Below are 18,969 nucleotides of genomic sequence, written 5' to 3'. Positions count from 1 at the left end.
TTGTTCTATGCAATTCAAACTTCAATCAGAATATCAACCTACAGGAGATCAGCCCAAAGCAATTGAAAAATTGACCGCCGGAATAGAAATTGGCGAAAAATATCAAACTTTGCTTGGGGTAACGGGTTCCGGGAAAACATTTACTGTTGCTAATGTTGTGAATAACGTTCAGAAACCCACTTTGGTCTTGGCGCACAACAAAACTTTGGCGGCTCAGCTTTTTATGGAATTTAAAGAATTCTATCCCGACAATGCTGTTGAATATTTCGTGAGTTACTATGATTACTATCAACCCGAAGCTTATATTGCAAGCTCAGGAACTTATATAGAAAAAGACTTAAGCATCAATGAAGAGGTAGAAAAATTACGTCTTTCGGCAATTGCAAGTTTGCTTTCAGGAAGAAGAGATATTTTGATTGTTGCCTCAGTATCATGTATTTATGGGGTTGGGAATCCCGCTGAATTTCATAAATCATTAATTTCTCTTGAGATTGGTGAAAAAACAACACGAACAGCATTGCTTCATTCTTTGGTTAATGCGTTGTATTCAAGAACGTTGGCTGACTTTCAGCGAGGGACGTTTCGTGTGAAAGGAGATGTGATTGATGTATTTCCTGCCTATGCCGATAACGGAATAAGAATTCAGTTTTTTGGGGATGAAATTGAAAAAATTCAAAGCTTTGATCCTGTCTCGGGAAATGTAACTTCCAATTTTGACCAAATTCAAATCTATCCAGCCAATCTTTTCGTAACGACAAAAGAAACTTTGAACGGTGCGATAAAAGAAATACAGGATGATATGGTAAAACAGGTCGACTTTTTCTCAGAAATCGGCAAACCTTTAGAATCAAAAAGACTGCAGGAAAGAACTGAGCTGGACCTTGAAATGATTAAAGAACTTGGTTATTGTTCGGGAATTGAAAATTATTCGCGCTATCTCGACGGAAGACTTCCTGGATCTCGCCCTTTCTGCCTTTTAGATTATTTTCCAAAAGATTTCTTAATGGTGATCGATGAAAGCCACGTTACAGTTCCGCAGGTACATGCGATGTACGGTGGTGACAGAAGCCGTAAAGAAGCATTGGTAGAGTATGGTTTCCGACTTCCTGCAGCGATGGATAACAGACCTTTAAAGTTTGAAGAATTTGAAGCCATTCAAAATCAGGTCATTTATGTTTCGGCAACTCCTGCAGATTACGAACTGGAGAAAACTGGTGGTGAATATGTGGAGCAGATTATCCGTCCGACAGGACTTTTAGATCCTATTATTGAAGTAAGACCTTCATTAAATCAGATTGATGATCTGATGGAAGAAATAAATAAGCGTGCTGAAATTGACGAAAGAGTTTTAGTGACGACTTTAACCAAAAAAATGGCGGAAGAACTCACCAAATATTTCACCAAATTCGGAATCAGAACAAGATATATTCACTCGGATGTTGAAACTTTAGAGCGTATTCAAATCATGCAGGATCTGCGTCTCGGTGTTTTTGATGTTTTAATTGGAGTCAATTTATTGAGAGAAGGTCTTGATCTACCAGAAGTTTCGTTGGTTGCCATTTTAGATGCCGATAAAGAAGGAATGTTGAGAAGTAGAAGGTCTATGATACAGACCGTTGGTCGTGCTGCGAGAAATGTTAATGGTCGAGCCATTATGTATGCCGATAAAATTACCAAATCGATGCAGGCAGCTCTTGATGAAACTGAATATCGTCGTGCAAAACAAATGCAGTACAATGAGGAACATGGGAAGGTTCCGACGGCTTTAAATAAAAAGATCTCTGAAAATCTTGTCGGCAGAAGTAAAGATTTCCCTGACGAAAAATATACTCAAAAGGAAATTACCCAAAAAGTTGCCGAAGTAAAAGCGACCTATGCTACTGAAGATATCGAAAAAATGATTGCTCAAAAGCAAAAAGAAATGGAAGCTGCCGCAAAAAATCTTGATTTTATAAAAGCAGCAAAACTGAGAGATGAAATTGTAGCTTTAAAAGGATAATTATTTAAATAAACTAAAACGATATAATGAAAAGAGTAACAGGAATTGGAGGTATTTTCTTCAAATCTAAAGATCCAATTAAAATGAGAGAATGGTACAAAACCCATTTAGGAGTTGATACCAACGAATACGGAGCAACATTTAATTGGAAGGAAATGTCGGATGCTGATGCTAAAGGTTCTCTGACTTGGAGCCCAACCAAAGAAACAACGGAATATTTTGAGCCTTCTAAAAGAGAATTTATGATCAATTATACCGTTGAGAATTTAGAATCTTTAGTTGAAGAATTAAAAAAAGAGGAAGTAACGATCCTTGACGAAATTGCCGTGTATGATTTTGGGAAATTTGTTCACATTCTCGATTTAGAAGGAAATAAAGTTGAGTTGTGGGAACCAAAATAATTTATTCCTTGATTGAAAATATATTCGGCGGTACCAAAAGTACCGCCGAAACTTTTATAAAATATTTAAAGCTTATAAATCTTGGTTTTAGGTTTTTCATAACTCACTTTTCCACCACGAAGAGGTGTAAGCAAATCCATCAAACCATTTAATTTTATTTCGTAAATCGTAGAAAGCTGCATTCCAAGTTTTCCGGGAGGCATTCCCTGGCGTTGAAACCATTCCAGATAACTTATTGGAAGATCAGCTAAAATAGTGTCTTTATATTTTCCGAAAGGCATTTTTACCACACATATTTCCTGTAAAATCTCAGGATTTATTCCTTGCTCCATTTTTTTAAACTATTAAGTCAATTTTATTTTCTAAATCTTCGCCCTTGTCTTTATCTGAAAGTTGAAGCTCAGGAGTGTCATCATCAGAGAACTCGTTTCTATATACCTGAATCAAAAGTAAGGTAAATGACACTAATATGGGTCCGAAAATCAATCCCATAAATCCAAATAAATTCATTCCCATAATAATTCCGAAAACGGTATTTAAAGGGTGAATGTCTTCCAATTTTTTAAGCAAAGTAAAACGAAGGACGTTATCGGTTAAACCAACCACTACCAAACAGTAAATTCCAAGACCAATTCCGGGACCTGTTTGTCCTTCAGCAATCATAAAAATACATATTGGAACATATACAATTCCCGCTCCCACAATCGGGATCATCGAAGCAACGGCAGTTAAGGCAAAAAGTAAAATGGGACTTGGCGCTCCAAAAATGAAATAACCAATAAGGGCAACAATGCCCTGACCAAGCGCTACAACAGGAATTCCTATCGCATTTGCCATAATCAGTTTACGCATCTTCTCTCCGATTAAAGAAACATTAGATCTTTTCAGAGGAGCTGCAGAAGCTAAAATTCTCTCGAAGAACCTAGGTCTTTCAAACATAAAATAAAGAATAAAATACATTGACATAATGATGGTCAATACATTAAACGTTCCGCTTAACGCTGATGTAGAATATCGTCCGGCAACATCTTTCAACTTCGTCATATTTTCTTTACTCAGAAGATCAAAACTTGTTTTTTCATAAACGAAACTGTGAATTTTGTCTACGAAGATGTTAAATTTATTCATATAAGCTTGTGCATTTCCAAGCTTTTCAATTAAGAGGTCGGCAATAAAATATACCGGAAGAATGATAATAATTAAACTAGCGAACATGAGAACCAAAGCAGCAGCCCAAGGTTTCCATTTTCGTTCTTCCTGCAGGTAAAAATTATAGTTTCTGCAAACTACATAAATGGTAATTGCTCCCAAAACAGAAGGGATAAATAGCGCAAGATTAAAACAGACCAACCCGGTTAAAACCAAAATAATTGCAAGCAAAGAAACCTGCTTTATCGTTGTGCTGCTGATTTGTTTGTCTTTATTTTGTGGTATCATTTATTATATGTTATTTGTCGTGGTTTACCTAAATAAGCACAGTATGCAGAGTACATAGCTATATAGACAAATGGATAAGTAAAAATTATACCAACACAGCAAAGTAATATTCCGGAAAGTGTAATAAGTCCACCTAAAATTGCTGTTCCCCAAAAAATACTATAATTTTCTTTGACAATATTATAGGTTTTTGAAATAGCGTCCATCGCATTAGTATTTTCAAATAAAAGAATAGGATAGCCAAGAAAAAATAATGGATACACAAATAAAAACGGAATAAAGCACATAGCAAGAGAAACCCATAAAATAATATTGGTAATCAAGCTATACAATAAAATATTACCTAGATTTTGACGGTAACCAATAAAGAGATCTGAAAACTCGATTGGTACTTTCGTATTAAATTTATTAGCTATGTAAATTAAACCCACATAAAGAGGGGACAACAGAATACTCAATAAACCTGAAAATGAATAATAAAGAGACATTCCCGGTCTGTCTATCAAAATACTTCTATAGTTGTCTTCATCAAAATTACTGAAACTGCTGTAATTCGAATAAAAATTTAATCCTGTCATAGATTGTATAATAGAATCTGCAATAACATAAATAATCATCATTACCAAAGCATAAAGAAAAACGCCTTTATACATTTCGAAAGCATGAGAAATAATAGATCCAGTATTTCGTTCAGGAGCTGAACCTTGCTGATCAAATTCGTTAAATTCTGACATGGTGTTTATTTTTAATGTTTCTCAAATTTAACTTTTTTTAAGAACAAAAAGATACCATTCTTATCAAAAATTAAGCTTTTTCTGTGAAAATAGTTTTATATAAAGAATAAATCATCGCATTCCAAAATGGAAAAGTAAGTAATCCACCAACTAAAAATATTGCAAAACCAACATATTTAAATAAAACAGCCACCATTGTACAGACCAATATTTCGATGAAATACATTTTTAAAGCTTTCCAGTTTAAAGCGATTCCTTCAAAAATAGTTTTGTTCTGGAAAAACATTAATGGTGCTACAAACAAGGTAAGCATCACCCAAATAACGGGAAGAATAACAGTTTGGGCAATAATGCTGTATAAGAAATACCAGAATATAAAGTAGCTTGCATATCTAAAAAAATTCAATCCGTTGTATCCAACAAATAAATCTGACATTTCAACCTGTTCTTTTAAATCAATCTTTCTGTAAATTTGAAAAAAGCCTAAATTTAATGGATAAAGAAAAATCAAAGTTCCCACCAAGCCAAGATAGAAGTTCTGAAACCCTTCACTTGCTATGATGGTAGAAATATTATTTTTATACTGGTCTAATCCGGCAGGTCCTATTTTCATATAATCAGACATAGCACCCAAAAGTTGATCCATAATTCCGTATCGTCCCGAAAAGTATAAGAAAACCGTAGAAAACAGAGACAAATAGATAAGTGAGAATAGTAATTGGTACACCAATGTTTTATTCCAATAAAAAAATGCCTGCTTTAAGATAAAGTCGATTCCTGGTTTTTGTGGATATTGCTCCTGCATTGAAAAAATTTTATGCAAAAGTAAACATCAATAACTACTTTTGCGGAATGTTTTCAGCGAATCATCAAAAATTTATTGAAATGGACGAACTTTCACATCAGAAAGTTCCCTTTTTCTTTATCATAGACTTTCTAGTTAATCAGGTAGAAATCTTCACAGAAAATGAAATTAAAAAAGAAGGCTTGTTGATTGATTTTCAGGGTTTTTCGAATGTAGAAAAGCAAAAGGATTTAGATAAAAAGATAGAGTTAAAATCATTTCCGGAATCGCTAGAAAGCTTTAAAAAAGGTTTTAATCACGTTCAAAATAATATTCGTTTAGGAAATTCTTATTTAGCCAATTACACCCGAAAAACAAAAATTGAGACCAATCTCAGTTTAGAAGAAATTTTTCATCATTCTCAGGCAAAATACAAGGTTTTATATAAAGATTTTTTCGTATTTTTTTCTCCTGAAACTTTTGTGAAGATTGTTGATGATAAAATCCAGACCTATCCGATGAAAGGTACAATTGATGCATCTTTAGAGAATGCTGCAGAGGTTTTGAAGAATGATAAAAAAGAGAAAGCCGAGCATTATACGGTGGTCGATTTGCTTAGGAATGATTTGAGTATGGTTGCAGATGATGTGAAAGTTGATAAATTCCAGTATATTGATTTTCTGAAAACAAAACAGAAAGATCTGTATGCCATGAGTTCCGAAATTTCAGGTAATTTAAAACCTGAGTTTAAAGGAAAAGTGGGAAGCATCATGCAGAAACTTTTGCCTGCAGGTTCTATTTTAGGAGCGCCAAAACCTAAAACGTTAGAAATTATCCTTGAAGCAGAAGGTTTCGATAGAGATTTTTATACCGGAGTTTGCGGTTGGTTTGATGGAAAAGATTTAGACAGTTGTGTAATGATCCGTTTTATTGAAAAAGAAGAAGATCAGCTGTATTTCAAAAGCGGTGGCGGAATTACGCACATGAGCAAGTTAGAAGACGAGTACGAAGAAATGAAAAATAAAATCTATGTCCCAATTTATTGAAAGTATTAAAGTAGAAGATCAGGAATTATTCTTGTTGGAGTTTCACCAAAAACGTGTGAATGAGACTTTCGCCCATTTTGGGAAAGAAGGTTCTATTGATTTGGCTAAGATTTTTAAAGATCTTGAGCACGACGAAGACGGTTTATACAAACTGCGACTTGTTTATGATCTTGATAAAAAATTCAGAACGATGATGATGCCTTACGCGATTCCTGAAATTCAGGATTTTCAGTTGGTTGAAAATAATAGTTATGATTATTCTTTTAAGTTTGAAGACCGTAAAGAGCTTGAGAAAATGAAAACAAAATCTAAGGCTGAGGAAATTATTATTGTTAAGAACAACCACATCACAGATACTTCATTTTCAAATATATTATTCCAAAAAGGGAAAGATTGGTTTACGCCATCTACTTATCTTTTAAATGGAGTGCAAAGACAATATCTTTTAAAGAAAAAGAAAATAAAAGAGGCTGAAATTACTTTGCAAAATATTAAAGAATTCTCACATTTTCAATTGATTAATGCAATGAATGATTTTGATGATATGTTTATTTACCCGATTCACAAAATCAGCAATCTACCGAGAAATAATGATTATTTGGATATGTAATTTTTTTCTATTAAAGCAATATACTTAAGCAGATCTATGAATTCATAAATCTGCTTTTTTATTATAGATTTATTTGCTTTCTTTTAAAAAATTGAAATAGGCTTTTTGTATATCAGCATTGGTTTTACCTTGTGTGTTGACTTCCATTATTTTAGGCTGAGGGTCTGGCTTAAAGAAATTCTCAAAAACGCGGTCTAGAGTTCCGTCATCTTCTACTTTCACATAAGAGAAACCAAAATGTTTAGCCAGGAATTCTGCATGTTTATGATGCTTCGTAGAAATGAATTCATCAACCGTATTTGAGTTGGCGTTTCCAGGTCCGGGAATGATCTTAAAAATATTTCCTTCTCCGTTATTAAAAATAATGATTCTTGTAAACGGTGGAATGTATTGATTCCACAAACCATTGATGTCATAGAAAAAACTTAGATCTCCGGTAATCAGCAAAGTAGGATTTTTATTCTTGATGGCAAAACCCATTGCGGTGGAAGTAGAACCGTCAATTCCGCTTGTTCCGCGGTTGCAGTACATTTTTCTCTTACCAAAATCGAATAACTGTGCATAGCGGATTGCCGAAGAATTACTGAAATGTATATTGTAATTCTCAGGAATACTCTGTGAAGCTTTATTAAAGAAATAGAAATCTGAAAACTCCACTAAATTTAAGAAATCGTCATGTTTTTTATCTTTTTTATCTCTTAAAACATCCCAAAGATTATAGTAAGGTCTAGGTTCTAAGTTGATGAAATTTAATAATTTAGAAAAGAAGAGCTCTGGCTTAATTTCTATTTTCTGGGTCAGAGAAAAGTAGGTGTCGGGTTGCCAAACTTCATCCAAATGCCAATGTTGTTTCGGATGTGCACTTCTTAAAAATTGTTTTACTTTTTTAGAAACCACATTTTGCCCAACAGTAATCAATAGATCGGGAGCGTAAGTTTTAAAATCTTCTTCGGTAAATGCAAAAATATATCGGTCGATATGTCTGAAAAACTTTTCATGATATAAATTTGAATTTGCTTCGCTTAAAACAACAACCGAATGGTTTTTTACCAATTGAGTAAGTTGGTTTTCCAATTCAGGACTGTAACCTTTTGTCCCAACCAGAATCATAATTCTCTGTGAAGTATTCCAGTCTGCCACCAAATTGGAAGGGATTTCGTACTCTTTCTTTTTAATGGTTTTTTCAACATCAGGAAAAGTGGGAAGTTCTGAAACCAATTCGTACAAAGGTTCTTCCAGAGGAATATTGATATGAACCGGACCTTGTTTTTCAAAACAAAGTTCGATTGCCTTTTTTATAATTTCTGAATTGATATCTTCTGCATTGTCTTGAGAATCTTCTACCAACTGAAAATCTCCGTAAGAATGCTGATGAAACAAATTGTTTTGTCGGATTGTTTGTCCGTCAAAAAGATCAACATAATCAGTCGGTCGGTCTGCTGTTAAAATCAACAATGGAATATTCTGATAAAAAGCTTCAGTCACTGCAGGATAGTAATTTACCGCTGCAGAACCGCTTGTACAGGTAATTGCAACAGGTTTTTTCTCGCTCATTGACATTCCAAGAGCTACAAAAGCTGCACTTCTTTCATCCACAATACTGAAACAGTTGAAATCATCCATCTCTGAAAAATGAATTGCCAAAGGAGCATTTCTGGATCCCGGAGATATCACAACGTCTAAAATTCCGTATTGGTGAAGAATATTGGCAAGCACCTGAATACTTCTCTTGGAAGAATATTTTTTCATAAAGCAAATTTAGTTTATAAATAATGAATTCTAAAATCATTTAATTCAAAAAATCTGTAATTTAGCGGCACGTAAAATTTCTATAAAATGGATAAAATACCTAGTGTAGACCTGCGTGATTTCCTTTCGGACAACCCGGAACGCAAACAGAAATTTGTAAATGAAATCGGAAAAGCTTACGAAGAAATTGGTTTTGTCGCCTTAAAAGGACATTTCCTTGATGACAAACTCGTAGACGATCTTTATGGAGAAGTGAAAAACTTCTTTGAACTTCCAACAGAAACCAAGCAAAAGTATGAGATCCCCGGAATTGGAGGACAAAGAGGTTATGTCGGTTTTGGTAAAGAAACGGCTAAAGGGTTTAAAAAAGGTGATTTGAAAGAATTTTGGCATTTCGGACAATATGTTTCGGATGACTCAAAATACAAAAGCGAATATCCTGACAACGTCATCGTAGATGAGCTTCCACAATTTAATGAGGTAGGTAAAGAAACTTACCAAATGCTTGAAAAAACAGGAAAATATGTTTTGAGAGCTTTAGCATTGTATCTTGGCCTTGATGAATTTTATTTTGATGATAAAATTGCAGAAGGAAACTCTATTTTGAGACCTATTCATTATCCTCCAATTACTCAGGAACCAGATGATGCGGTAAGAGCTGCAGCTCACGGAGACATTAACCTAATTACCCTTTTGATGGGTTCTCAGGGAAAAGGTCTTCAGGTACAAAATCATAAAGGCGAATGGATCGATGCGATCGCACAACCAGACGAATTAATGATCAACGTTGGAGATATGCTTTCGAGACATACCAACAACAAGTTGAAATCTACGATTCACAGAGTGGTAAATCCGCCAAGAGAGTTGTGGGGAACTTCAAGATATTCTATTCCTTTCTTTATGCATCCAGTAAGCGAAATGTCACTGAATGCTTTAGAAAACTGTGTAGACGAAAACAATCCAAAGTTATATGAAGATACAACGGCCGGAGAATTTTTACATGAAAGATTAATTGAATTGGGATTAATAAAAAAGTAAGCCTGATCTATAAATTCTAATACATAATTAAGAAAGGCCTCTATTGTTTAGAGGTCTTTTTTTTTGCTCTAAACTTTATGCAAATTACCTTTAGAAGGTCATGAAAAAGTCACCTAATGTAGGCTTTTGTATTCTCACAACTTTGCGTATTTTTGAGAAAATCCTTCACAATGAATTTTAAACCTATGTTATTAACGGCCGGAGTTTTGTTTTCGGCTACCGTTTATGCTCAAAAAATGACTTATCCTAAAGCGATCAAAGGAAATCAAACAGATACTTACTTCGGAACAGCCGTTGCAGATCCGTACAGAGATCTGGAAAATGATTCAGAACCTACCAAAAAATGGGTAGACGAAGAAGTGGCATACAGTCAAAAATATTTATCGCAAATTCCGTTTAGAGAGCAGATCAAAAAGCAATTAACGGATATTTGGAATTACGAAAAAATAGGTGCACCTTTCAAAGAAGGAGATTTTACGTATTATTATAAAAATGACGGTTTACAAGCTCAGTCTGTATTGTATAGAACCAATAATAAGACAAAAACCACAGAAGTATTTTTAGATCCTAACAAATTTTCAGAAAAAGGAACGACCTCGCTTTCGAGTTTGTCTTTCAACAAAAAAGGAAATTTGGCAGCGTACTCTATTTCTGAAGGCGGAAGCGACTGGAATAAAATCATCATCATTGATGCCCTTACCAAAAAGCAAATTGACGAAACAATTGTTGATGTAAAGTTCAGTGGAATTTCTTGGCAGGGTGACGAAGGTTTCTATTATTCAAGCTACGACAAGCCGAAAGAAGGAACTGTACTTTCCGGAATGACCGATAAACACAAAGTTTATTTTCATAAATTAGGAACAAAGCAATCTGCTGATCAACTGATTTTTGGGGGAGATAAAACGCCAAGGAGATATTTGGGGGCAGGCGTTTCTGAAGATCAGAGATATTTGATGATTTCTGCTGCAAATGCAACCAACGGAAATGAATTATACATTAAAGACTTAAAGAAAGGCGGTGATTTCGTTCAGATCAACAAAGGTTTTGACATCAATGTAAATATTGTGGATACAGAAGGTGACAATCTTTTCATTTTTACGGATAAAGATGCGCCAAATATGCGTTTGGTGAAAACAACCATCCAAAATCCGTCTCCTGAAACCTGGAAAGATGTTATTCCTGAAACAGAAAATGTGTTGGGAATTTCCGGTGGCGGCGGTTATTTCTTCGCTACTTATATGGTTGATGCGATTGATAAAGTGAAACAGTTTGACAAAGCAGGAAAGCTAATCAGAGAAATTTCTCTTCCTGGAAAAGGAAATGTAGGTGGTTTTGGAGGTAAAGAAACAGAGAAAGAATTGTATTATTCTTTCAGCAATTATATTACTCCGGGAACAACTTATAAATTCAATGCAGATACCGGAAAATCTGAAGTTTACCAAAAACCGAAAGTGAAATTTAATCCTGAAGATTATGTTTCTGAGCAGGTATTTTATACATCAAAAGACGGCACCAAAGTTCCGATGATGATTAATTATAAAAAAGGAATAAAACTGAATGGTAAAAACCCTACAATTCTTTATTCTTACGGTGGGTTTAACGTTAGCTTGCAGCCTTCTTTCTCTGTAGTTAATGCGATTTGGATGGAAAATGGAGGAATTTACGCTGTTCCAAACATTCGTGGTGGTGGTGAATACGGTAAAAAATGGCACGATGCAGGAACAAAAATGCAGAAGAAAAATGTATTTGAAGATTTCATCGCAGCTGGAGAATATTTACAGAGTAAAGGTTATACATCAAAAGAATATATGGCGCTTTCAGGAAGATCAAACGGAGGCTTGTTAGTTGGAGCGACGATGACGATGCGTCCTGATTTGGCTAAAGTTGCCTTTCCGGGAGTTGGAGTTTTAGATATGTTGAGATACAACAAATTTACTGCTGGTGCAGGTTGGTCTTATGACTATGGAACTGCCGAAGACAACAAAGAAATGTTTGATTATTTAAAATCATATTCTCCGGTTCATAACGTAAAAGCAGGAACTTGTTATCCGTCAACAATGATTATTACAAGTGATCATGACGATAGAGTTGTTCCGGCGCACTCGTTCAAATTTGGTGCAGAATTGCAGGAAAAACAAAAATGTACAAATCCTATTTTACTAAGAATTGAGAAAAATGCAGGTCATGGAGCAGGAAGAGCTACGGATCAGGTAATCAGTGAAAATGCCGATCTAATTTCTTTTGCTTTGTATGAAATGGGAATTAAAAAACTAAATAAATAATCTAAACTTTTTTAGGTTTAAATAAAAGCGAGATTGTATTTACAGTCTCGCTTTTGTATTTTATGGTATTAAGAATAAAAAGTCCTGAAAGGACGATTTAACGAAGAATAGGATAAAATCCTATTAATTCATACATATTAATTTAAAAATATTTAAATCACATTAAAGAAAATCAAAGATTTTCAAAAACTATTGTGTTCTTTTATTCAGAAGAGCAATAAACTCTTTGTGACCAATGTTTCAAAGAGTTTTCATTTTTCAGCATTTAATGTACTTTTTCCTTCTGAAAATCAATCGCAAAACATTCCCATAAAAATGCTTATTTTTAAAATCTTAAATCTGAAGAAATGAGAAGGGAAATAAAGAATAAAATTCCTCAATTTAATATATCTGAAAATCAGCAGGAAATCTATCAATTTGAAAAGGATGGACTTGAGCTAAAATCAAAATACACGGCAGAAGATGTGAAAAATAAAGACATCGCTGATGCTTCTCCGGGAATTGCACCTTTTTTAAGAGGTCCTTATTCTACGATGTATGTTCAGAAACCTTGGACGATCCGTCAATACGCAGGTTTTTCTACAGCCGAAGAGTCTAACGCATTTTACAGAAGAAACTTAGCAGCCGGACAAAAAGGCCTATCGGTAGCTTTTGATTTGGCGACACACAGAGGTTACGATTCAGATCATGCCAGAGTTGTAGGTGACGTTGGTAAAGCCGGTGTTGCGATTGATTCTGTTGAGGATATGAAAATTTTGTTCAATGAAATTCCTTTAGATGAAATATCGGTTTCAATGACGATGAATGGTGCGGTTTTGCCAATTCTTTCATTTTATATTGTAGCTGCAGAAGAACAGGGCGTTTCTCAGGATAAGCTTTCAGGAACCATTCAGAATGATATTTTGAAAGAATTTATGGTGCGTAATACGTATATTTATCCACCGACTCCTTCCATGAAAATTATTGCTGATATTTTTGAATATACTTCAAGAAATATTCCGAAATTCAACTCAATTTCTATTTCCGGATATCACATGCAGGAAGCTGGGGCAACCCCTGTTTTGGAAATGGCATATACTTTAGCCGACGGTTTAGAATATGTAAGAACCGGAATTAAAGCAGGAATGAATGTGGATGATTTCGCACCAAGATTATCGTTTTTCTGGGCAATCGGAATGAATCATTTCATGGAAATTGCTAAAATGCGTGCTGCAAGATATATTTGGGCAACGCTTTTAAAACAGTTTAATCCTCAAAACCCTAAATCTTTAGCTTTAAGAACGCATTCACAAACTTCAGGTTGGTCTTTAACAGAGCAAGAGCCTTTCAATAATATCACAAGAACGGCGATTGAAGCATTGTCTTCAGCTTTAGGCGGAACTCAATCTCTTCATACGAATGCTTTGGATGAAGCGATTGCACTTCCAACTGACTATTCGGCAAAAATTGCAAGAAATACACAAATTATTCTCCAGCAGGAAAGTGGAATCTGCGATGTTGTAGATCCGATGGGCGGAAGTAATTTGGTTGAATCTTTGACTCAGCAAATGATCGAAGAAGCGATGAAATTCATCGATGAGGTAGAAAAAGAAGGCGGAATGACGAAAGCGATTGAAGCTGGAATTCCAAAAATGAGAATTGAAGAAGCTGCAGCAAAAAAGCAAGCTAAAATTGACAGCGGTGAAGAATTTATCATTGGTGTTAATTCATTTAAATCAAGTTTAAAGCAAACACCAATCGACATTTTAGATATCGACAACACGGAAGTTCGTAGAAAGCAAATTGAGAGATTAGAATCAATTAAATTAAGCCGAAATTCTGAATCTGTTGAGCAAATTTTAAATGAAATCCGTGAATCTGCGAAAACAGGAAATGGAAATCTTTTAGCCTTATGCATCGAAGCGGCAAGAAGAAGAGTAACTTTAGGTGAAATGAGTGATGCAATGGAAGAAAGTTTCGGACGTTACAAAGCCAACATCAGAACGATACAAGGAGTTTACGCTATGAATGCAGGTAAAAATGAATATTTTGGAAAAGCGCTTGAGCTTACCCAAAAATTTGAAGAAGCAGAAGGTCGTCGTCCAAGAATCATGGTGGCGAAAATGGGACAGGATGGTCATGATCGTGGTGCAAAAGTGGTAGCCACTGCGTTTGCAGATATGGGATTTGACGTGGATGTTGCGCCACTATTTCAAACTCCGGAAGAGGTTGCAAAACAGGCTGTAGAAAACGATATTCATATTTTGGGCGTTTCATCTTTGGCAGCGGGTCACAAAACTTTGGTTCCGCAGGTTGTTGAAGAGCTAAAGAAATTAGGAGCAGAAGATATTACGATCGTTGTAGGTGGAGTGATTCCGCAACAGGATTACGAGTTTTTATATGCAAACGGAGCAGATTTCATCTTCGGTCCTGGAACGAATTTACCGAAATGTGCAGTTGATATTTTGAATAGATTTTTAACATAGAATCAAAGTGAATATTTTAATTGAGAGATCTGATGTTACGTGGCTGGTTCAGTCTCATAAAGGGTTTTCTCCATTTAATTATGATATTTGTGTAGACTGGGCGATAGATCTACTGCAAAAAGAAGTTGTGACGGATAACATTCAAATGCTTTCTGCATTTTCTAAGCCCACAGATGCTTGGGAAATTAAACCTTTTGTAAGTAAAGTTTTAAAAGAGTTTGATATTGAAGAATTTGAAGGTGAAAAAGCAATTCAAAGTCAGTCTTATTATTACATACAGAAGATTATTAATGGTGAGAACGATGTGCTTTCTTGCCTCGAAAAATTAGCCAGAATTTGTGTAGAATCGGAGTATGAAAAAAATATTTATCCGTTTTACTTATTGTATTATTCATGGGGTGATTTAGAAGATTTTGAAATGAGTTTTCATTATCAAGATGTCACTTTTAGTAATTTTAATGAAACAGTTTTAAAAGAAACAAAAATTTGGATTGAAAATTTCGAAATGCTAAAATAAATATCAGACTAACCTAATTTAACATTTTATTAGACTTCAAATTGCACAATTTTTGCTATGTAAATTATAAATCAAAAAATAAAATACCATGGCTTATACAGTAATTTCAGTATTTCCAGAAACTGTAAATACAGAGGAAATAAAATCAGAATTAATGAATAACGGATTTCTAGAGTCAGATATCATTGTTTCTAAATCGACATTTGATGAAGAATCGTTAACGAATGAATATGAGGATGATGAAAAAACAAAAAGTTTTTGGAATTATGTTTTTGTAAATGATAACGACATTTTGGCAGCTTACAGTAAGGGAAGTATGGGTAAAATTAACTTGATTGTTTATGCTTCTACCCTTACAGATGCGCAAAATGCAAAAAAAGTATTAGATCAATTTGGAGCGTTAAAAATCTATAACAAACCTTCTTTTGGCCAGAAAGATTCCGAAGCGATAGATTTACCTGAAGATGTTTATAATGGAATTATTGCAAAGGCTAGGCATAATATTTATTTCTTAGATAAAGAAAGAGTGTATTATCCACACAGTAGAGGAATGGGCGACACAATGGATAGCCAGGGATCTAAAGATTAAAACAAAAGCCTCATAAAAATAAAAACGACCATCACACGATGGTCGTTTTGTTATATTTTCCAGGATTTGATTAGCCATCGGTAGATAAGAATGTTGACGAAGAAATAAACCAATATTGGAATGATGATGATCACTGACCAAAGTAGAGGATTGATATACATCGAAAGTAAACCGTTGGAAACCTCTGATTTTGCAATAAAATATTGTCCAGCAGCGATCAGTCCTAAGCTTAAAATCAATACAAACATCAGATTAATACTGAATTTTCTGCTGATATCACTCACCATTTTCTTTGGCGAATATCCCAAACTGTTTTTAATCGAAACTTCTTCCTGCTTTTCTAAAAACTGAATCTTTATAAAGCTTACAATGATATACAAACACAAAGCGAAGATGAAAACTCCCAAAACAGCAATTATTTTTAAAACTAAAAATAATTTTGACTTTATTTTTGCCGAACGAAGACTTTCCTGATTAGATTCGTAGCCGTTTTCTTTCATTTTAGAGACCAAACCTTCATCACCCGAATCTTTTACCTGTACCAAAACTCTGTTGTAAATTTTGGGCTGTGTTGCAAGCTCAGGCTTTTCTGCAATATTCAAAGAATCAAGAAACTTTTTCGGAATCAAAACGGAGTGTATTCTGTCTGAAAGTCCAACCATTTTTCCTTTATACGTCTTATTCTGCTTATTGACAGTGATGTTGATATTCACTTCAATTTTCTTGGCAAAATCTTCAGAGATCTGAGGAAGACCTTGGTTTAAAGCAAATCCATAATTGTAAAGATTCAGATATTCTCTTGAAATAATAATTGGAATTTCATCACCTTTTACCTGAAACTCTTCATCTGTCAAATCAGAATCAATTGCTTTTAAATCTAAACCTTCAAAATACAGATCAGTATAAAAAGGAATAAAATCTCCACCATTTGCTGAAGCTTTAAATTCATTTGCCGAAAAAGGATAAATGGCTTTTACTTCGCTCCAGGTTTTAATTTTTGAAATATCATTTTCATTAAAACCAAGAAGTTCTTTTCTGCCGATGTTATCCGGAGTAATTTTTTTACTGAAAGTCAGCCAATAATTGCTGTCACTGCTTTTACTTCCAAAAAGGCGGTTAGCGTTTTCGTAGAGTTGCAGGCAAGACAAGACCAAAATAAAGGCAATGAATAACCCTGCATATAAAATAATTGAATTGAAAATTTTCTTCATAAGATTTTATAAATGAAGAATTTGATAATTGTGCTCAAATGGAAACTCATTCAGTTCAAAAAAGATGACCGAACTTCCGCTTTCTTCTGAAACCTCGTTAATTAATGAAAAGGCAATTTTTTTATTATTCAAATCCAAATGACTGAAACATTCATCATAAATAATAAAATCTGTTGGATTAATCAGGCTTCTCACAATGGCACTTCTTTGGCGTTCTCCATAAGAACAGTTTTCAGCTTTTTTATTCAGAAGGTTTTCTATTCCCAGTCTTTTAGCATATTCCTCCATTTTTGGAATGAACTGTTTTCTGTCTTTATTAAAAACACGAAGCAGAATATTCTCAGAAATGGTAAGATCTTTGATCAATCTTACATCCTGAAACAACAGGCTAACTCCATCTTTTCTGTTTTTTACGATTTCTTCTAGATGAAGATTTTTTACCACTTGTTGGTCATATTTTATACTCCCTTCATATTGGAAATGAGTACCCAACATGGCTGTTGCCAAAGTAGATTTTCCACTCCCGGAAGGCGCGACAATCAGAAACTTGTTTCCTTTTTGGAAAGAAATATGTTTATTCCAAATTTCAGATTGTTCGATATTTCTGGGAGTGAAATATTTAGGGAAAATGTTTTCTAATACTAAATTAGTCATTCATTATAAAATAATACAGTGCATTTTCATCTTTCTTGTCTAGAGTGATGAGCGATTTAGAAACTAAATTTCCGGCATTCTCTTTAGACTCGTTTGAGATCTCAATTACTTTTGCAGGTACAGTTTCTCTTCTGTTATAATCGCTTCCATCAGACCAAGAATAAGCTGTTATACCAGTTTTTTTGCTCAGTTTAGAATTTTTTGCCGGCTTTTTTGCCTGAAACTGTGCATTCACACTTAGGTCGTCAGAGAAAATTACCTGATTATCTACAATTGTGTATTTTTTACTTTCACCTAAAGGACCTTGAAGTAATGAGGTAAGAACATCTTTTTTCTTAGGATTAAATCCTAAAACCATTACCCTTTTATTGCTATAATATTCCAAAGAATCTGCAGGATTTTCTTTCATATCCATATAAGCATAATCTCCGGTAAAAGTAGTGGTGATATCTTCTAAAGTTTTGTTGGTAGACGCTAAATAATGATTTACAGTAGCTTCAAAACCAGCTTCTTTGATCAAATATCTCATGAAATCTAAACTAAAATAACCGATAGAAAAAGACTTTGCATTGTCGAGTTCTACATTTTTTACAAGGTCATAGTTGATGTTGTTTTTGCTATAATATTTCTCAACAATTTTTTTCATATCGCTGTTGAAAAATGTTTTGGTATCCATTTCCACTTTTCCTTTTTCGAAGCTGAAATCAAAACCAATTCCTGAATCTTTAATCAGTTTATTAACAGCAAGAGTTTCTATATAGCCTTTAGAAACGTAGCTTGCAACGGCTCCAAGATTCATCCATCCGCTTACGTCTTTTCCGCTTACCAAAGATTCGTTTACCTGATCGATAATCACTTTGTTTGAAGTTCCTTTTCTTGCCCAAAAATCAGTAAAGTATTTTTCGCTAAGTTTTGCAACGCCATCCATAGAATCATATCTTGAATATGAACTGAAAGATTTCTCGCTCGACATGATTGCCATGTCACCTTTGATGCTTCCTGTAATCTTTCCATCTTCAAAAATAAAATCCTTTTTATCGATTGTTATTTTAGTTTTGGTAAGATCAGACATGCTTTTCTGAAATTTCGCCTTGTCGTTAATCCAGAAAAATGCTTTCACATCAGGATCTGAATTCGATTTTCCAGGCTCCACCATAATGTAAAGAGGTTTGCTGATATCGATACCAGACTCTTTCGGTTTGCTGATCAATTGTAGAAGAATTCTTCCCTCATCATTGATGTTTTTCTTTTCTTTCAGGATTTTTTCAACCGGAATTTTATCAGAAATGGAGTTTAAATTCACTCTAGATAATCCTAAAGTAGTATCTGTGGTATATTTTAAAATGTCGTCATTCTTGTTAGAATTACAAGAAAATAGAATCACAAATGCAAATGCGCACAGGAGGGATTTCATTAATGTGTTTTTCATATATTTTTTGGTTAAGAAAACAAA

The 18,969-nt window shown here is 34.3% G+C and carries 17 protein-coding genes; 9 read left to right on the top strand and 8 right to left on the bottom strand.

Annotation, left to right across the window (positions count from 1 at the left end; all coding sequences use genetic code 11):
• The first annotated feature begins 7 nt into the window (after window positions 1-7).
• Together uvrB and AB671_RS08230 are read left to right on the top strand one after the other, a co-directional pair.
• On the top strand, window positions 8-1,999 hold the full coding sequence (uvrB, locus tag AB671_RS08235) for an excinuclease ABC subunit UvrB (protein ID WP_066675300.1): 1,992 nt from the start codon (window positions 8-10) through the stop codon (window positions 1,997-1,999).
• A 26-nt stretch (window positions 2,000-2,025) separates the two neighbouring features.
• A complete protein-coding gene (locus tag AB671_RS08230) occupies window positions 2,026-2,400 on the top strand; it encodes a VOC family protein (RefSeq protein ID WP_066675297.1) in 375 nt (124 codons plus the stop codon).
• Window positions 2,401-2,465: 65 nt separating this feature from the next.
• Here AB671_RS08230 and AB671_RS08225 read toward each other — a convergent pair whose 3' ends face one another.
• From AB671_RS08225 to AB671_RS08210, 4 genes are all read right to left on the bottom strand, one after another.
• Window positions 2,466-2,720 (bottom strand): DUF3820 family protein, encoded by a 255-nt coding sequence (locus tag AB671_RS08225; RefSeq protein ID WP_066675438.1) that lies wholly within the window; start codon window positions 2,718-2,720, stop codon window positions 2,466-2,468.
• Window positions 2,721-2,736: 16 nt separating this feature from the next.
• A complete protein-coding gene (locus tag AB671_RS08220) occupies window positions 2,737-3,837 on the bottom strand; it encodes an AI-2E family transporter (RefSeq protein WP_066675294.1) in 1,101 nt (366 codons plus the stop codon).
• Window positions 3,834-4,571, bottom strand: a complete 738-nt coding sequence (locus tag AB671_RS08215) for a beta-carotene 15,15'-monooxygenase (protein WP_066675291.1) — start codon at window positions 4,569-4,571, stop codon at window positions 3,834-3,836. The genes AB671_RS08220 and AB671_RS08215 overlap by 4 nt, the downstream gene beginning before the upstream one ends.
• Before the next feature lie 70 nt (window positions 4,572-4,641).
• Window positions 4,642-5,376, bottom strand: a complete 735-nt coding sequence (locus AB671_RS08210; protein ID WP_066675289.1) for a hypothetical protein — start codon at window positions 5,374-5,376, stop codon at window positions 4,642-4,644.
• Between the two features lie 47 nt (window positions 5,377-5,423).
• Here AB671_RS08210 and AB671_RS08205 point away from each other — a divergent pair, with 47 nt between their 5' ends.
• Window positions 5,424-6,401: an aminodeoxychorismate synthase component I gene (locus AB671_RS08205; RefSeq protein WP_066675436.1), complete on the top strand. Its 978-nt coding sequence runs from the start codon at window positions 5,424-5,426 to the stop codon at window positions 6,399-6,401.
• Complete coding sequence (locus AB671_RS08200; protein ID WP_066675287.1) at window positions 6,385-7,011, top strand: aminotransferase class IV; 627 nt, start codon at window positions 6,385-6,387, stop codon at window positions 7,009-7,011. The genes AB671_RS08205 and AB671_RS08200 overlap by 17 nt, the downstream gene beginning before the upstream one ends.
• Window positions 7,012-7,080: 69 nt before the next feature.
• On the opposite strand, the gene menD is transcribed toward AB671_RS08200, so the two are convergent.
• A complete protein-coding gene (gene menD / locus AB671_RS08195; protein ID WP_066675284.1) occupies window positions 7,081-8,760 on the bottom strand; it encodes a 2-succinyl-5-enolpyruvyl-6-hydroxy-3-cyclohexene-1-carboxylic-acid synthase in 1,680 nt (559 codons plus the stop codon).
• An 87-nt stretch (window positions 8,761-8,847) separates the two neighbouring features.
• Between menD and AB671_RS08190 the strand changes: the two genes are divergently transcribed.
• From AB671_RS08190 to AB671_RS08170, 5 genes are all read left to right on the top strand, one after another.
• On the top strand, window positions 8,848-9,798 hold the full coding sequence (locus AB671_RS08190) for an isopenicillin N synthase family dioxygenase (protein ID WP_066675281.1): 951 nt from the start codon (window positions 8,848-8,850) through the stop codon (window positions 9,796-9,798).
• Between the two features lie 170 nt (window positions 9,799-9,968).
• On the top strand, window positions 9,969-12,080 hold the full coding sequence (locus tag AB671_RS08185; protein WP_066675278.1) for a prolyl oligopeptidase family serine peptidase: 2,112 nt from the start codon (window positions 9,969-9,971) through the stop codon (window positions 12,078-12,080).
• A 347-nt stretch (window positions 12,081-12,427) separates the two neighbouring features.
• A complete protein-coding gene (gene scpA / locus AB671_RS08180; RefSeq protein WP_066675276.1) occupies window positions 12,428-14,545 on the top strand; it encodes a methylmalonyl-CoA mutase in 2,118 nt (705 codons plus the stop codon).
• 7 nt (window positions 14,546-14,552) lie between these two features.
• Window positions 14,553-15,062 carry a hypothetical protein gene (locus AB671_RS08175; protein ID WP_066675274.1) on the top strand — a complete coding sequence of 170 codons (510 nt, stop codon included), beginning with the start codon at window positions 14,553-14,555 and terminating at the stop codon, window positions 15,060-15,062.
• 88 nt (window positions 15,063-15,150) lie between these two features.
• Entirely contained in the window at window positions 15,151-15,651 is a 501-nt protein-coding gene (locus AB671_RS08170; protein ID WP_066675270.1) for a hypothetical protein, read from the top strand.
• A gap of 50 nt (window positions 15,652-15,701) precedes the next feature.
• Here AB671_RS08170 and AB671_RS08165 read toward each other — a convergent pair whose 3' ends face one another.
• Genes AB671_RS08165 through AB671_RS08155 form a run of 3 tightly spaced genes read right to left on the bottom strand, consistent with a single transcriptional unit; the run spans window position 15,702 to window position 18,945 of the window.
• Window positions 15,702-16,862: an ABC transporter permease gene (locus AB671_RS08165; protein WP_066675267.1), complete on the bottom strand. Its 1,161-nt coding sequence runs from the start codon at window positions 16,860-16,862 to the stop codon at window positions 15,702-15,704.
• A 6-nt stretch (window positions 16,863-16,868) separates the two neighbouring features.
• Window positions 16,869-17,516, bottom strand: coding sequence for an ATP-binding cassette domain-containing protein (locus AB671_RS08160; RefSeq protein WP_066675265.1), 648 nt, complete (start codon window positions 17,514-17,516; stop codon window positions 16,869-16,871).
• Window positions 17,509-18,945, bottom strand: a complete 1,437-nt coding sequence (locus tag AB671_RS08155; RefSeq protein WP_082987262.1) for a DUF4836 family protein — start codon at window positions 18,943-18,945, stop codon at window positions 17,509-17,511. Before AB671_RS08155 ends, AB671_RS08160 begins: the two co-directional genes overlap by 8 nt.
• Window positions 18,946-18,969: the final 24 nt, after the last annotated feature.

This window comes from Chryseobacterium sp. BGARF1, assembly GCF_001677955.1.
Classification (GTDB): Bacteria; Bacteroidota; Bacteroidia; order Flavobacteriales; family Weeksellaceae; genus Chryseobacterium.
Note: the sequence above shows the minus strand (reverse complement) of the source record. Positions and strands in the feature narration are given on the sequence as shown.